This is a genomic window from Methylobacterium sp. Gmos3 (genome assembly GCF_056430985.1).
This window is the reverse complement of sequence record NZ_JBWJYL010000003.1, coordinates 74442-88727: the sequence shown is the minus strand read 5'-3', so window position 1 is coordinate 88727 and position 14286 is coordinate 74442. Positions and strand designations below refer to the sequence as shown.

The window sequence follows — 14286 nt, the reverse complement described above, 5'->3', positions numbered from 1 at the left end:
GGCCGCCGCAACCCACGCCAACCGACGAGCCGCCATGACCGCCGCCACCCATGTCCCGGAAGGCCCCGCGCTGCGGCCCTGGCTGCGCCTCGCCTGCGCGGTGCTGCCGGTCGCCGCGACGGCGTTCATTGGCTCCGTCTCGACCCAGGCCGAGATCGGCGGCTGGTATGCCGGCCTCAACAAGCCGTGGTTCAACCCGCCCGACTGGGTGTTTCCCGTCGCCTGGACGCTCCTCTACACGATGATCGCTGTCTCGCTGTGGCGGCTGCTCGGGGCGCGTCCGCTCACCGGGCCGAGCCGCGAGGGATGGCGGCTGGCGCTCGCCGCGTTCCTCGTCCAGATGGCCCTGAACGCGGCCTGGACGCCGGTCTTCTTCAGCGCCCACGCCATCGGCCTCGGCCTGATCGTGGTGGCGGCCCTGCTGGTGATGGTGCTGTGGACGATCCGCCTGACATGGCGGTTCGACCGGGCGGCGGCGTGGCTCCTCGTGCCCTATGCCTGCTGGGTCGCCTTCGCGACGATCCTGAACGCGGCGGTGCTGCGCCTCAACTGAGGGGGCGCGGCGTCACCCGCCCGCATGTTCGTGCGATTCCTCGCCCGCCGGCTTGCCGTCGTCGCGGGCGCGGTGAAGCAGGAAGATCGCGAAGACCATCACGATGATCAGCCCGGCGAGCACGCCGAGTTCGATCATCGCCGCCTGAAACAGCGCATATTTGTCCGGCGTCATGTCCTTCGCGTGGGTGAGTTCGGAGGATTGCAAAGTGATCACCAGCACCCGCCGGATCGAGGCGATCAGCCCGACGATCAGGAACGGCTCGACGGTGAGCTTGCCCGACCGCATCGAGACCCGCACCGTGTGCAGGATCTCGATGATCATGAGCAGGAACAGCAACCGGTCCACGACTTCGAGGATCTGGTCCGCCCCGCCGAGCGAGCGCAGGGCGCCCCAGGTCAGCACCACCGCCTCGGTGAGCGCGGCCAGGGCCGTGAGAGCGAGCAGCAGGCCGAGCGCTGCGTAGATCGCGTGCTCAGTATGCAGGAAGATGAAGCTCGCCGCCCGCGTCAGGCGGCCCTGATCCTGGTCCTCGTCCTGCTCGGCCATGGCATTCCCCCGTCGTGATTGGGTGTAGAGCGCGGCCGTTCGAAGGGAATACCGGTCTCAGTGCAGGAACGTCAGGCTGTGCGGCGCGAGGTAGCCGAAGGCGAGCAGCACCGCGCCCGCGATGCCCAGCGCCCCGCCCGCGAAGACCAGGGCGGCGATGCCGGTGATGACTTCCGCCGAGGCGAGCACGATGCCGATCTGGAAGGCGGCCGAGGCCAGTTCGTAATGGTGATAGCGCAGCAGCGAGAGGTCGCGGCGCTCCTCGGCGAGCTTGGCCTTGGCGGTGAGTTCCTTGCGGCCCTCGCCGGTGGCGGGCTCCGACTCGTAGCGGGCGAGGGTCTTGGCCCATTCGGCGCGCTTGGCCTGGATCGCCTCCTGGCTCGTGCCGGGCGGCAGGAGGGCGATGGCCTCGTCGGCGGTGCGGATCACCGTCATGCGGATCGTCCGCGCCTGGAAGAACGCCCAGAGGTTCGAGGCCTCGACGTTGGCGCCGAGCGCCTCCGTCTGCGCGGCTTTGCCCAGCGTCTCGCTGAAGGCCAGGAACAGGGCCAGCACCGAGATCAGCAGCGCTACACGCTTGTTCGAACTTCCACCGGCCCCGTGACCACCCGACATTGCCCTGCTCCCCCGTTCATGTCCCGAGCGGGAGACACCTTATTGCCGCGCTGAGCGCAAGAGCGGCCACGCTACTCCGCCGCCACGCGCGGCGGCCTGTGGCCATCGTTCGACGCCGGGGGGTGATCGTAGACGGGGGCGTCGAGCGGGTCGTCGCGCTCGCCCACGAAGCGGCCCAGCAGCCGGCCGACGAGGCGCGAGAGGTCGTCCATCAGCACGAAGATCGCCGGCACGAAGACGAGCGACAGGCCGGTGGAAACGATGAGCCCGCCGATCACCGCGATGGCCATGGGCGAGCGGAACTCGCCGCCGATTCCCAGCGCCATGGCGGAGGGAATCATGCCGGCGGCCATGGCGATGGTGGTCATCACGATGGGTCGGGCGCGCTTACGGCCGGCATCGATGATGGCGGTGGTGCGGTCGACGCCCTCGCGGATCTGCTCGACGGCGAAATCCACGAGCATGATCGCGTTCTTCGTCACCACGCCCATCAGCATCAGGATGCCGATGACCACGGGCATGGAGATCGGCTTCTGCACGATCAGCAGCGCCAGGATCGCGCCGCCGATGGAGAGCGGCAGCGAGAACAGGATGGTGAGCGGCTGGAAGAAGCTGCCGAACAGCAGGATCAGCACGCCGAACACCATCATCAGCCCGGCGCCCATGGCTAGAGCGAAGCCTTCGAACACCTCGCCCATCACCTCGGCGTCGCCGGTCTGCTTGATGGTGACGCCCGGCGGCAGGTCCTTCGCCGCCGGCAGCTTCAGCACCTGCGAGATCAGCTCGCCCAGCGCGTCCGAGCCCTGCATGTCGCCCTCGATGGCGACGCGGATGGCGCGGTCGTAGCGGTCGATGGCGGTCGGACCCTGGCCGAGGGTGATGTCGGCGACCGTCTCCAGCGGCACGGCCTGCCCGCCCTTCACCGGAACCTTCATGGCGCCGATCTCGGAGAGGTGGCCGCGCAGGGTCTCGGGCAGTTGCACCCGGATCGGGATCTGCCGGTCTGAGGCGTTGAACTTGGCGAGGTTCAGCCCGATGTCGCCGATGGTCCCCACCCGCACCGTCTCGGCGATGGTGTCGGTGGAGACGCCGAGATCGGCCGCCACCGCCGGCTTCGGGCGAATGCGGATCTCGGTGCGGTCCAGCGGCGCCGTCGACATGACGTTGACGAGGTGGGGCACCTGCGCCGCCTCGCGCTGGAGCCGGGCGGCGACATCGGCCACCACGGCCTTGTCCGGGCCGGCGACGATGAGCGCGAGATCGCGCTGCCCACCCTCGCGCAGGGCCCAGAAGCGGATGTCCGGCTCCTCGCGCAGGATCGCGGCGACCTCGGCATCCACCTGCTTCTGCGTGCGGTGGCGGGTGTTCTTCGGCGTCAGGTTGATGGTGAGGCTGGCGAGCCGCACCTCCTTCTTGCCGGGCAATTGCCGGCCGCCGTCCACGAAGACGCTCTTCACCTCCGGCAGGGTGCGGATCCGCTCCACCAGCCTGTCGCTGACGGCCACCGTATCGGGAAGCCGGGCGCCCGGCGGCAATTCCACCACGAACAGGGTGCGCGCCTGGTCCTCGGCCGGCAGGAAGCCCGCCGGCAGCAGGCCGGTCGACATGATCGAACCGACGAAGCAGGCCAGCCCCAGCACCAGCGTGATGAACTTGTGCCGCACCGACCAGCGCACGAGGCGGGTATAGCCCCGCATCACCGGGCCTTCATGGCTGTGGTCCGGCCCGTGGTCGCGCAGGAAATAGGCGGCGAGCAGCGGCGTGATCAGCCGTGCCACCAGCAGCGACATGAACACCGCCGCCGCAATGGTGAGGCCGAACTGCTTGAAATACTGGCCGGCAATGCCGCCCATGAAGGAGACGGGGGCGAAGATCGCCATGATCGTCGCCGTGATGGCGATGACCGCGAGCCCGATCTCGTCGGCCGCTTCCAGCGAGGCGCGGTAGGGCGATTTCCCCATCCGCATGTGCCGGACGATGTTCTCGATCTCCACGATGGCATCGTCCACGAGGATGCCGGTGACGAGGGTGATGGCGAGCAGGCTGACCGCGTTGAGCGAGAAGCCCATCGCGCTCATGGCCCAGAAGGTCGGGATCACCGAGAGCGGCAGCGCCACGGCGGCGATCACCGTCGCCCGCCAGTCGCGCAGGAACAGGAGCACGACGATCACGGCCAGCGCCGCGCCCTCGATCAGCCCCATCATCGCGGAGTGGTAATTGCCGATCGTGTTGGTGACGCTGGTGTCGATCAGGTCGAAGCGCACGTCCGGGTTGGCCGCGTGCAGGGCCTCGATCTTCTTGGCGACGCCCACCGAGACGTCGGCATCGCTCGCGCCGGTCGCGCGGGAGATGGCGAAGGCCACCACCGGCTCACCGTTGAAGCGCGCGAAGGTGCGCGGCTCCTCGGCCGTGTCGGAAAGGGTCGCCAGCTCGTCGAGGCGCACCTTGCGGTTGCCGGGCACGACGATGGACGTGGCCGCCAGGGTGTCGAGGCTGGCCGAGGCCGCCAGCGCGCGGATCGACTGTTCCTGCCCGCCGACCTCGGCGCGGCCGCCGGCCATGTCGGCGGAGGTGAGGCGCAATTGCCGGTTCACGTCGGCCGCCGTGATGCCGAGCGACAGCAGCCGGTCGGGCTTCAGGGTGACGCGGATCTCGCGGGCGACGCCGCCCAGGCGTTCCACGCCGCCGACGCCCTTCACCGATTGCAACCCGCGCGCGACGACGTCGTCCACGAACCACGACAGGTCTTCGGGCGTCATGGCGGGCGCCGAGGCGCCGTAGATCATGATCGGCAGACCGGCGATCTCCACGCGAGAGATGATCGGCTCATCGATGGTGCGCGGCAGGTTGATGCGGATCTTGGAGATCGCATCCTTCACGTCGTTGACCGCGCGGTCCTGGTTGATCTCCAACCGGAACTCGATGGTCGTGGTCGAGATGCCCTCGGTGATGGTGGAGAGGACGTGCTTGACGCCCTTCACCCCGGCCACTGAATCCTCGACCCATTTCGTCACCTGGGTCTGCAACTCTGAGGGCGCGGCGCCCGCCTGGGTGATCGTCACCGAGACGATCGGAATGTCGATGTTCGGGAAGCGGGTGATCGGCAGGGAGCGGAAGCTCACCAGCCCGAGCACCATCAGCACCAGGAACAGCACGATGGAGGGCAGCGGCTTGCGGATCGCCCAGGCGGAGACGTTGAGGCGCATCGCTCGTCCTCAGCGCGCGTCGGCGACGGAGTTCGGCGCCGCCGCCTCCACCGCGCGCACCCGGTCGCCATCGCGCAGGAAGCTGCCCGCGCGGGCCACCACCCGCTCACCCGCCGCCACGCCGTCACGGATCTCGGTGAAGCCCTCGGCCGAGAGGCCCGGCGTGACCTTGCGCGCCTCGACGCGCCCGTCCTTCACGACGAGCAGGCTCGCCCGCCCATCGGCAGCGTAGATCAGGCTCGACACCGGAACCGCCACGCCCTCGCGCCGGGCGATCTCGACGCTGCCGCGCGCGAAGGCGCCGATCCGCAGGGCCGGATCGTCGGCGAGGCGGATGCGCACCTTGCCGAGCCGGGTCATGCGGTCGACTTCCGGATAGACCCGGCGCACCGAGCCCGCCACAGCGCGGCCCTGGTCGAGGCTGAGCATCGCCGAATCGCCCACCTTCATCCGGGCGAGCCAGGTCTCCGGCACCTCGCCCTCCAATTCGATCTCGCCCCGGGCGATCAGGCGGAACAGCGGCTCGCCCACCGCCGTCGCCGTGGCGCCGACGCGGGCGGTGCGGCGGTTGACGATGCCGGCCTCGGGGGCGCGGATGTCGGTGCGGGCGCGGCGCAGGGCGATCTCGGCCCCCGCCGCCTTGGCCGTCGCGAGGTCGGCCTGGGCCGATTGGAGCCCGCCCCGCGCGGCGGCGAGTCGGCCGGTGGCCCCCTGCGCGGCGGAGGCGCGCTGTTCCAGCACCGCCGCCGTGGCGTTGCCGGTCTTGCTCAGCGTTTGGGCGCGCTCGTAGGAGAGCCGCGCCTCGGTCTCGGCCGCCTCGGCCTGGACGATCTGGCTCTGCGCCTGGACGATCGCCGCCTCGGCCCGGGCGATGGAGGCCACGTTGGAGGCTTCCTGCGTCGCGATCATCTCGCTCGACAGACGGGCGAGCACTTGCCCCTTCGCGACGCGATCCCCCTCCTCCACCAGCAACTCGGTGATGCGCAGGCCCTCGACCTCGGGAGCGACGAGGATCTCGTCGCGCGGCACCAGCGTGCCGGTCACGACGGCGTTCTCGACGATCTCGCGCCGCTCGGCGCTCACCACCGTCACGGCCGGGGCGATGGCGGCGGGCTCCGGCACGGAGGCCGGCTCGACGGCGTACGCGGGAGAAGCGAGCAGCGTCACGGCGAGGATGCACGCGGCGTGCGAGGTACGGATCGACAAGGGCAAAGCTCGCTGGCGCCGGTATGGGTTCGGAGAAGTCGTCATCGACGGGTCACCCGGCGTTTTGATGGCGGGTCTGCTTGGCCTTCGGCCAATAAGGCCAAGCTGCAACCAGTGTCTCGATCCCGCGTTGTCGCGACGAAAGCCTGACCACACAGGGAGACCGTCTCGTGAGCATCTTTCAGATCAGGCAGAAGACCAACGGCGCCATCCTTTGGACGGGCTCGGCACCGGATGAGCAGTCCGCCCTCGACGCCATGGCGCGCGAGGCCGGCTATCGTGATTTCTCAGCTCTTCCCGATACACTCCGGACCGAAGGCGTTCAGGCCGACAAGCTCGATCTGATCTCCTAGAATCCGAGATTACCGCAAATCGCCTTCCTCGGCCAATCCGTCGAGGAAGGCGGCACACCGCCCGAGCCCCACGGGGTCGTGCAGGCCGGCGATGACCGCCGGGTCGAGGTCCAGGGCCTCTCTGATGACGTCGGGCCATTGGTCCGGTGCCGGCCAGGACGGCCGAACCGTCGCCGCGCCGAGGCGTCGAAGGGCCTCGGCCTTCTCTGTCTGCTCGCCATAGGCGCGCGCCTCCGGCAGGCAGACGAAGCGCTTGCCATGGGCTGCGGCCAGGGCGACGAGCCCGTCACCCCCTCCCCCGACCAGGATCGCCGCCTTCGCGACCAGGGCGTCAACGTTCGCGACCCACCCGTGAAGGGACAGGTTCGCGGGGATCTCCGCTTCGCCGTGGACCGGGCCGAGGACGTGCCATGTCCGCTCCGGCACGGCGCGTGCCGCCGCCGCGATGGCCGCCCTGTCGCCACCCTCGCCGCCCTTGCCGAACACCACGACGATGTCCTGGCCCTCCCCGCCCGACGCGGGCCGCCCGCCGCCGAGGAAGCTTGCATAGAAGGTCTTAGCCCGCACCCACTCGGGCGTGCCGGGCGATTCGAGCGAAGCGGGGAACGGGGCGAGCACCCGGTTCGCGCTGCGGAAGGCTTCGAGATGCGGCGGATCGGTGCGCTCGCCCGACAGGCGCACCACGACGGTCGGGACCGAGAGCAGGCGGGCGAACAACGCCACCTCGACCGAGACGTCCACGACGATCAGCGCCGGGTCCGTCCGCTCCACCCAGGCGGCGATGCGGGCCATGCGGCCGCGTAGGCCGGGATGGCGCAGGGGCGCGTAGTGGAAGGCCTCCGGCCGCTCGGCCTGCCCGTCGTTCCCGTCGAAGCCCGCGCCCGGCCCCAGCGGTCGATCATCGGGCAGGTCGAGGATGTCGAGGCCGGCGGTGTCGAACCCCGTTAGCGTGCCGATGATCGTGCAGGGGCGCTTGAGATGCGCGGCGACGGCGCGGGCGCGCTGCAGATGGCCCGCGCCCTGATGGTGGACGTACCAGCCGATGCCGCGGGTCACGCGGCCTTCCTGGCGCGGCCACGGCGCTCGATCCGCTTGGCGATGGCGGCGAGATCCTTGAGCGCGATATCGATGTCGCAGACCGGCGCCGGGGGCGAGCGCGTCCCGATGAGACGGTCGGCGCGCTCCACGAAAGCGATGGCGTTGGGGCAACCCGTGGCGAGCACCGCCGCGAGGTCGCCCGAGCCGAGGCCGAGCTTGGCACAGGCCGCCTCCCGCTCTCGCTCGGGCAGGTCGTAAGCCCGGCGCAGGGCGGCCCGGCGCAGCACCAGCTGCTCCCAGAAGACGGCCTCCGGCAGGAGATAGGCCGCGCCGGAGACGGCGCGCGCCCGGCGCTCCATCTCGGTGGCCATGCCCCCCGCGACCCGCCCATCGCGCCGGGCGGAGACGAGAACGTGGACGTCGGGGCAATGGCGCAGCCGCGCGCCGCCGTCCCGCATCAGGGCGACGAGGGCGTTGTCCTCGCCGCAGGGCAGCGGCGGCAGCCCGCCCACCGCGCGGTAGAGGGAAACCGGGAAGCCGAGGCTCGCGCCGGTATGGTCGCCGTGGCGGGGAGCCGGATCGTGCGGAGCCGGATCGAGCAATTCCTCCAGGCGGCGCACGCCGGCCCAGTAGCGCTCCACCCGCGCGTTGAGATCGGCGACGCCCGGCGCGAGGTCGTCCTCGCCGTCGATCACCAGCCGCCCGCCGACGATCTCGGCATTCTCCAGGGCGCGGAGGTTGGCCGAGACCCAGTTGGCTGGAAGGCGCGCGTCGGCGTCGGTGGTCAGGAGGATGCCGTCTCCCGCGTCGAGTTCGGCGAGCCAGTCCGCACCCGCATCGAGCGCCATGCGCCGGGCGGTGCCGACATGGGCATCCGCCCCCTCGAGGGTTGCCTCGACGATCCGCAGGTCGAGCGTGCCGAAGCGCCCGCTCCCCTGCCCCTCGCGCAGGGCCTCCACCGTCCCGTCGGTGCAGTTATTGGCGAGCACCACCACCCGGACCGGGGCCTCGGCATCCTGGCTCACCAAGCTGTCGAGGAGGAGGGGCAGGCGCTCGGCCTCGTTCCGGGCCGGAACGCAGACGACGCAGGGACGCACCATGAAAGACCTCTGAAATACCGCTCAGCCGCGACCGCCCGCCACCCGGCGCAGGCTCGGCCGGGCACGCTCCGAGGCGTGGGCGATGACGTCTTCGTAGATTTCGATGTAGCGCTCGAACATCGCCTCAGCGTCGTAGAGCGCCTCGGCCCGGTCGCGGCAAGCGCGGCGGGAGAGGCCGGCGGCGCCGCTGATCGCCTCGGCGAGGCTGTGCGCGTCGTCGGGCTCGGCCAGGCGCCCGCAGGTCTCGTCCAGGATGTCCGGCATGGCGCCCCGGCGGAAGGCGGCGACGGGGGTGCCGCAGGCCAGCGCCTCGGCGACGACGAGACCGAACGGCTCCTCCCAGCGCGGCGAGACGATCGCCACCCGCGCCCGGCCGAGATGCCGGGCGAGGTCGCGGTGCGCGAGGTGGCCGAGATGGGTGAGGTCCGGCCCGAGGCGGGGCGCGATCTCCTTGTCCCAGTAGACGGGATTCATCTTCGGCCCGGCGAAGACCAGCGGGAAGCCGGCCTCGCGGGCGGCGTCGATGGCGAGGTGCAGGCCCTTTTCCGGCACGATCCGGCCCGACCAGAAGGCGTAGGGCGGGTCGTCCGGCGTGGCGCCGTAGGCGAAGGTCGAGAGGTCCACGCCGTTGCCCACCACCTGCGCGTGAGGAACGATCTCGGTCCATTCCTGCGCCAGCGACGACGAGACGGCGAGGAAGGCCATGTCCGGGTCCGCCGCGACGACGCCCTTCGTCAGGCTGTCGAAGGGCGGGGTGTGCAGCACCGTGACCCACGGCAGGCCGAGGCGGGCGCTCTCCTGCAGCGGCAGGGCGTGCAGCGCGTTGTTGTGGACGAGATCGAAGCCCCCGGCCGCCACCATGTCCATCATCCGGCGGTAGGCCTTGGCCTCGGCGCGGTCGATCTCGTCTTCGCGTTCGGGATTGGCGACGGCGCAGCCGGTCGGCGCGCACAGCATCACCGGCTCCAGGGCAGGATCCGAACCCTCGCTCGCGAAGAGAACCACCTCGTGCCTGCGACGACGCAGGGCGACCGTCAAGAGATGCGTGTGCATCTCCAGCCCACCCGCATGGGGCTGACCGATCGGATACTTGAGATGGGCGAGGACAGCGATCTTCACGCGTGCACCGATACGGTTGTGGACGGATGAGAACGGACCTGCCGGTCGCTGGAGACGAGGGGTAGGCCTGAGGCGAGCTCGGCGGTTATCACGCACATGTTCTTATGGCCAAGCTTGCCGCGTTCCGGGGCGCGAAGACCCCTTCGCACGGCAAGCATGCCGGAACGGTTTAGCCACTCCGTTCTGAACGAAGGATGATCATACCGGTAAAGACGATGTTCAGGTGTGGGCGCCCCTCACCCGAACGCCCCGACCTCGTGCTGGATCATCCCCGAAATCTCCCGCACCTGCGCGAACATCCGACGGATCGGCTGGAACAGAGTGGCGTGCTCCGCCTCGTACGTCCCGGTGTCGCGCGGGCCGGCGGGCTCGCCGAAATTGAGGCCGAGCGTCGGATCGGGCTGATTGGGGAAGATCTCGTCGAGCATCGTCAGGCACCCGTCGATGTCGAGGCGCAGGAAGCGCTCCATCATCTGCTCGCGGGAAATGCCCGCCTGCGGCCGGAAGCCGGGGATGTGCACCGCCAGGAACCAGATCCGGTGGATCAGCGCGAGCCGCAGGGCGTGGAGCAGGGTGAGCCGCGCCGACATGCCGGAGAGATCGGGGGCGGCGGCACGCAGGGCCAGCCAGTCGCGGGTGAGCCGGCCGAACAGGCGGCGCAGATCCGGCGCGAGGTCGAGCCGTTCCAGGGCGCCGGCGATCACCACCAGTTCGTCCCGGCGGAAATCCTTCTGCGTCCGCCGGGCGCGCTCCAGCCACACGGCCGGATCGAGGGTGTCGATATAGGCGCGCAGCACGTCGAGATCGCCGACGGACGCGGCGTGCTGCACGAGGCGGAAGGCGCGGGAGAAGCGCAGCGAATCGCGGCGCATCTCCCGGAACAGGTCCGGCCCCCGCCCCGCCGCCCGTCCGAGGCCATGCAGGGAGTTCGCCAGGAAGCCGAGCTGGTGCAGGATCGCGTTGTTGGGGATCGCCCGCATCTGGCGCGGATGGGTGATCCGCGCCGGGCCGCCGGCATCGGTCTGGCGCGCCACCGGCCGCGAGCCGGTGCGGTCGAGGAGGCTCGGGCCGAAGGTGCCGAGCAGCGCGGCGTAGCCCGGCTCGTCCACCAGCGCCTCCATGTCCTGGCGGACGACGGTGAAGAATTCGAGGGCGAAGTCGGGCTCGGAATAGATCGGGTCGTCGGTCGGGGCGGTGCCCTCGCCGGACTCGGTGAGCGCGTAGCCCGCGAAGGCGTCTTCCTCGGCCACGTCGAGGGCGTAGACGTGCTCGGCGATGCGCGCGAGGCTCGCCTGGGCGAGGTCCTTCGTGCCGAAGAGCAGATAGCCGTCCGTGCCCTGGAAGCTCGATTCGAGCCGCACCTTCAGCCCCGCCTTGCGAGCACGGTCGCGGGCATCCTCCGGGGCGAGATAGGCGAGGCGGTCGCGCAGCGAGGTCGGGTGCGCGCCCCGGCCGATCGATTCACCGTGGGTGTCGAAGATCGCGAGTTCGACATCGGCGAGGCCGTTCTGCACCAGCATCTCGGTGATGCGCAGGCGTAGGCGCTCGATCCAGAAGGTCGCCGCGAGCTGCCCGACATAGCGGCCGGAATCGGAATAGCCGAACTGCACCGTCAGCCGCCCGATGCGCTTCAGATACGCCCGCCAATGCGGGTTGCGCAGGGCGTCGTCGAGGACCCTGATGCCCTGTTCGAGGGCACTCGCGGTCTCGAACAGCGGCGTGATCTCGAGCTTGTCGGCGATGCCGTAATGCCGGGCGAGCCAGAGGGCGGCGAGCAGGGTGTAGCCGGTCTCCGTCTCGGCGATGAGGAAGCGCACGGGATGCGTGCCGTCCACGTGCTTGAGGATCTGCGCGATGGTCATCATCAGCCGCGCGGCTGAGGCGCGCTCGGCGGCCAGCGCCCCGAAATCCACTGCCACGGGCGTCACGTCGTTGAGGAGCGTATGGATCGTGGCGAGGTGCGAGCGACGCTGGGCGGCGTCGGTGGGTTCGCCCTCGAGTTCGATCACCCGGCGAACGGCGTTGTGGATCTGCGAGGCGTTCAGCCGGAAATGCGGCAGGGCGTTCGACAGGCCGTGGGTCTCGACACCGGCCCTCAGCACCGCGATGGCCTTCCGCTCGGTCGCCTCGCTCGCTCCGGCGAGCGCCGCATCGAGGGTGGCGATGAGGGGGGCGGCGTCGGTCTGCGCCCGCTCGCGCTCGATGATGAGCGCGAGGGCAAAGCGATGCACCGCTTCCAGCGACGGCTTGTCCCCGAGCCTCGGCGCGACGGCGAGCTGACGGTTGACGGCGCTCAGCGCCCCTGCCGCGAGGCTCCGCGCCTCGCGGGCGGCCGGGATGTCGGGCAAGTCCCGCATCACCCGGTCGAACTGCATCCGCTTCGAGATCAGGCGGTAGCGGACCGTATCCCACCAGCCGATATCGGTGCGCCCGTCGGTATCGCAGCCGACCCAGCTCGCCACGGCGAAGGGGCGCGGCCGAAGCTCGGCCCAGCTGTCCGGCCAGCGTGCGCGGGCGGCGTCGACGAGGGCGCCGTTGAAGGCATCAAGGGCGAGGCGGGCATTGTTCGCGGCGGCGCAGGCCTGCTCGAATTCGAGATCGAGGGTGACGGGCGAATCGGGCCGGGTGGACAGGGCGGCGGCCTTGCCGATGGGGTCGGCGCGCTCGGAGGCCTCGGGCAGGCCCGCCGCCTGCGCGAGCAGTTCGGCCACGGCCCGGGGCATGCCAAAGGTCGGGTGCGCGGTGAACACAATCGCGAAGGCCGTGCGGTGGATGAAGGCGGCGAAGTCCTCGAAGGCGCCCGTCCGGTCCGGCACCGCAGCCACAAGGGCCGCCGCCACGGAGGTATCCGGCCTGCCGTTCAGCCCGACGTAATCGCGCAGGCGCCGCGCCCGCGCCTCGAGGGACTCGGCACGCAGTCGCGCGAACAGGCCGTCGAGGTCGCCCTCTTCGATCTCGTTCCGGTCGAAGGAGCGGGTGATCGCCAGCGTCACCGCCAGGACGGGATTGCGGAACGGATCCTCGCTCGCCTGCTCCCGCGCCGACTCGATCAGCCCCAGGAGATGCGCCTCAAGCTCCTCGGGGCCGCGGCCCACCTGCTGCTGCATGACGAATCCTCGCTGAGCGCCCGTCTTCACCGGGAGGGCGGACGCAAGGAGCGTTCCGGTGCCGTCGTCGGGTGACGTGCCGCGCGCTTGGCGTTATCACTGGCGCCCTCATGGAGCGACTGCTGATCTTCCTCGCCGTCCTGGTTCTCATCGTGGTGGGGGCAATCGTCGCCGCGATGGCGGCCCGAAGCCGCCGCCCGCCGCTGCACATGGACAGTGAATTCCACCAGGACGACACGGACCTGCTGATCGGCCCGGTGGGCCGGCGCCGGACGAGTCCGATCGACCGCTCGGCCGAGGTTCTCGACATCACCCCCGAGGAGACGCACGCCGAGGCGCGCCCGCATGGAGGCGAACGGTGAAGGCCCGCATCCTGGCCACCCTGGCCCTCGTCCTCGCGATCCCGCCCGCCCCGGCCCTGGCTGCGGAGGCCTGCGGCGAACAGGCCGCACGCTACGAGAACGGCAAGGGCTTTTCGTTCGCGGTGATCCGCGCGGGCGAAACGCGGGTCGAGAATCCCCTGCGCCCGTTGACGCCCGACGTGACACAGGTGCTCGAAGTGGTGATCGGCGCGAAGCGCGCCACGGCCTACGGGCCGGATTTCACGAGCCTGCGCCGGGGCGGCACGCCATCGGCCGTGCAGGCGCTTCTCGGCTCGCCGATCAAATGGGAGGCGAAGGTGCCGGCCCTGCCCGACACCCTCGGCATCGTCGCCGAGGACGGAGCGCCGATCGCGGAACTGACCTTCAAGCTCTGCGAGGCGCCGCCGGTCGTTGCGCCCGAGCCGACGCCGCAGGCCGCGAAGAAGGGCGCCCCGCGCAAGGCACGCGGCACCAAGGCGGCGGAGGGCGGCGCGAAGGCGGACGCCAAGCCGGCGAAGACGCCCCAGGGTTTCACCATCCCCCAGGGCGCGGTCGCGGAGTGAAAGGACGGTCTCGCCCGGTCACTTCTGCTTGGCGATGACCTTGTCCTTGATCCCGTCGTAGACGTTCTGCGGGATGATCTTTTTCTGGACCAGCTCGTCCTTCCCCTTATAGGGCCGCCCCTTGATGATCGCGGCGGACCGGGCGGCACCGATGCCCGGCAGCTTGTCCAGTTCCTCGGCGCTCGCGCTGTTCAAGTCGAGGAGCGGCGCCTTGGCGGCGTTCGGCGCGCCGGCCACGGGGGCACTCGGCGCCATCGGCTTGGCCGGGGCTGTGGGTGTGGCGGGCGCGGGAGCCTGAGCCAGGACGGGGGTGGCCACGAGGGCCGTGAGGAGCGCGAGAGCGCGAAGGGCGGACGACGTCTTGGAGGAAGCCATGGGGATTCTCCTGGCAGTGACGGCCCGCTCTGCGGAACCGTAGCCACGCTTTGAGCCAACGGATTTGAACCCGCGCTTAACGGAATTGGGTCCAGAGCCCTCCGCCAAATCGCTTCGGCTCGCAAAATAAAAGTCGGAGT

Annotated in this window: 13 protein-coding genes; 4 read left to right on the top strand and 9 right to left on the bottom strand. The window is 70.4% G+C overall.

The features are described 5' to 3' along the window. Window positions 1–34: 34 nt before the first annotated feature. Window positions 35–553 (top strand): TspO/MBR family protein, encoded by a 519-nt coding sequence (locus ACS5Q7_RS06685; RefSeq protein ID WP_478338640.1) that lies wholly within the window; start codon window positions 35–37, stop codon window positions 551–553. A gap of 12 nt (window positions 554–565) precedes the next feature. Here ACS5Q7_RS06685 and ACS5Q7_RS06680 read toward each other — a convergent pair whose 3' ends face one another. From ACS5Q7_RS06680 to ACS5Q7_RS06665, 4 genes are all read right to left on the bottom strand, one after another. After that, the gene (locus ACS5Q7_RS06680) at window positions 566–1102 is read right to left on the bottom strand and encodes a phosphate-starvation-inducible PsiE family protein (RefSeq protein ID WP_478338639.1); all 537 of its coding nucleotides are present in this window, start codon (window positions 1100–1102) and stop codon (window positions 566–568) included. A gap of 57 nt (window positions 1103–1159) precedes the next feature. Beyond that, on the bottom strand, window positions 1160–1717 hold the full coding sequence (locus ACS5Q7_RS06675; RefSeq protein ID WP_478338638.1) for a DUF4337 domain-containing protein: 558 nt from the start codon (window positions 1715–1717) through the stop codon (window positions 1160–1162). A 71-nt stretch (window positions 1718–1788) separates the two neighbouring features. Next, window positions 1789–4923 (bottom strand): efflux RND transporter permease subunit, encoded by a 3135-nt coding sequence (locus tag ACS5Q7_RS06670; protein WP_478338637.1) that lies wholly within the window; start codon window positions 4921–4923, stop codon window positions 1789–1791. A gap of 9 nt (window positions 4924–4932) precedes the next feature. After that, on the bottom strand, window positions 4933–6174 hold the full coding sequence (locus tag ACS5Q7_RS06665; protein WP_478338636.1) for an efflux RND transporter periplasmic adaptor subunit: 1242 nt from the start codon (window positions 6172–6174) through the stop codon (window positions 4933–4935). 125 nt (window positions 6175–6299) lie between these two features. Between ACS5Q7_RS06665 and ACS5Q7_RS06660 the strand changes: the two genes are divergently transcribed. After that, entirely contained in the window at window positions 6300–6482 is a 183-nt protein-coding gene (locus ACS5Q7_RS06660) for a hypothetical protein (RefSeq protein WP_478338635.1), read from the top strand. Between the two features lie 9 nt (window positions 6483–6491). Here ACS5Q7_RS06660 and ACS5Q7_RS06655 read toward each other — a convergent pair whose 3' ends face one another. The 4 genes from ACS5Q7_RS06655 to ACS5Q7_RS06640 all read right to left on the bottom strand — a co-directional run bounded on the left by ACS5Q7_RS06655 (window position 6492) and on the right by ACS5Q7_RS06640 (window position 12846). Then, on the bottom strand, window positions 6492–7538 hold the full coding sequence (locus ACS5Q7_RS06655; protein ID WP_478338634.1) for a glycosyltransferase: 1047 nt from the start codon (window positions 7536–7538) through the stop codon (window positions 6492–6494). Next, window positions 7535–8620, bottom strand: a complete 1086-nt coding sequence (locus ACS5Q7_RS06650) for a glycosyltransferase family 2 protein (RefSeq protein ID WP_478338633.1) — start codon at window positions 8618–8620, stop codon at window positions 7535–7537. The genes ACS5Q7_RS06655 and ACS5Q7_RS06650 overlap by 4 nt, the downstream gene beginning before the upstream one ends. A 21-nt stretch (window positions 8621–8641) precedes the next feature. Then, window positions 8642–9739 (bottom strand): glycosyltransferase family 4 protein, encoded by a 1098-nt coding sequence (locus ACS5Q7_RS06645; RefSeq protein WP_478338632.1) that lies wholly within the window; start codon window positions 9737–9739, stop codon window positions 8642–8644. A 236-nt stretch (window positions 9740–9975) separates the two neighbouring features. Further along, on the bottom strand, window positions 9976–12846 hold the full coding sequence (locus tag ACS5Q7_RS06640) for a phosphoenolpyruvate carboxylase (RefSeq protein WP_478338631.1): 2871 nt from the start codon (window positions 12844–12846) through the stop codon (window positions 9976–9978). Between the two features lie 110 nt (window positions 12847–12956). Here ACS5Q7_RS06640 and ACS5Q7_RS06635 point away from each other — a divergent pair, with 110 nt between their 5' ends. Together ACS5Q7_RS06635 and ACS5Q7_RS06630 are read left to right on the top strand one after the other, a co-directional pair. Then, entirely contained in the window at window positions 12957–13208 is a 252-nt protein-coding gene (locus ACS5Q7_RS06635) for a hypothetical protein (protein ID WP_478338630.1), read from the top strand. Continuing rightward, window positions 13205–13771: a hypothetical protein gene (locus ACS5Q7_RS06630; protein WP_478338629.1), complete on the top strand. Its 567-nt coding sequence runs from the start codon at window positions 13205–13207 to the stop codon at window positions 13769–13771. Before ACS5Q7_RS06635 ends, ACS5Q7_RS06630 begins: the two co-directional genes overlap by 4 nt. A gap of 18 nt (window positions 13772–13789) precedes the next feature. Here the strand turns inward: ACS5Q7_RS06630 and ACS5Q7_RS06625 are convergent, their stop codons facing one another. Then, window positions 13790–14146 carry a ComEA family DNA-binding protein gene (locus tag ACS5Q7_RS06625; RefSeq protein ID WP_478338628.1) on the bottom strand — a complete coding sequence of 119 codons (357 nt, stop codon included), beginning with the start codon at window positions 14144–14146 and terminating at the stop codon, window positions 13790–13792. Window positions 14147–14286 lie beyond the last annotated feature (140 nt).

What these genes read in the sequence shown, in the direction of transcription:
- ACS5Q7_RS06650 (WP_478338633.1), bottom strand. Translation starts at nt 8,620, where the DNA reads ATGGTGCGTCCCTGCGTCGTCTGCGTTCCGGCCCGGAACGAGGCCGAG.
- ACS5Q7_RS06675 (WP_478338638.1), bottom strand. Translation starts at nt 1,717, where the DNA reads ATGTCGGGTGGTCACGGGGCCGGTGGAAGTTCGAACAAGCGTGTAGCG.
- ACS5Q7_RS06625 (WP_478338628.1), bottom strand. Translation starts at nt 14,146, where the DNA reads ATGGCTTCCTCCAAGACGTCGTCCGCCCTTCGCGCTCTCGCGCTCCTC.
- ACS5Q7_RS06640 (WP_478338631.1), bottom strand. Translation starts at nt 12,846, where the DNA reads ATGCAGCAGCAGGTGGGCCGCGGCCCCGAGGAGCTTGAGGCGCATCTC.
- ACS5Q7_RS06680 (WP_478338639.1), bottom strand. Translation starts at nt 1,102, where the DNA reads ATGGCCGAGCAGGACGAGGACCAGGATCAGGGCCGCCTGACGCGGGCG.
- ACS5Q7_RS06665 (WP_478338636.1), bottom strand. Translation starts at nt 6,174, where the DNA reads ATGACGACTTCTCCGAACCCATACCGGCGCCAGCGAGCTTTGCCCTTG.
- ACS5Q7_RS06635 (WP_478338630.1), top strand. Translation starts at nt 12,957, where the DNA reads ATGGAGCGACTGCTGATCTTCCTCGCCGTCCTGGTTCTCATCGTGGTG.
- ACS5Q7_RS06670 (WP_478338637.1), bottom strand. Translation starts at nt 4,923, where the DNA reads ATGCGCCTCAACGTCTCCGCCTGGGCGATCCGCAAGCCGCTGCCCTCC.
- ACS5Q7_RS06685 (WP_478338640.1), top strand. Translation starts at nt 35, where the DNA reads ATGACCGCCGCCACCCATGTCCCGGAAGGCCCCGCGCTGCGGCCCTGG.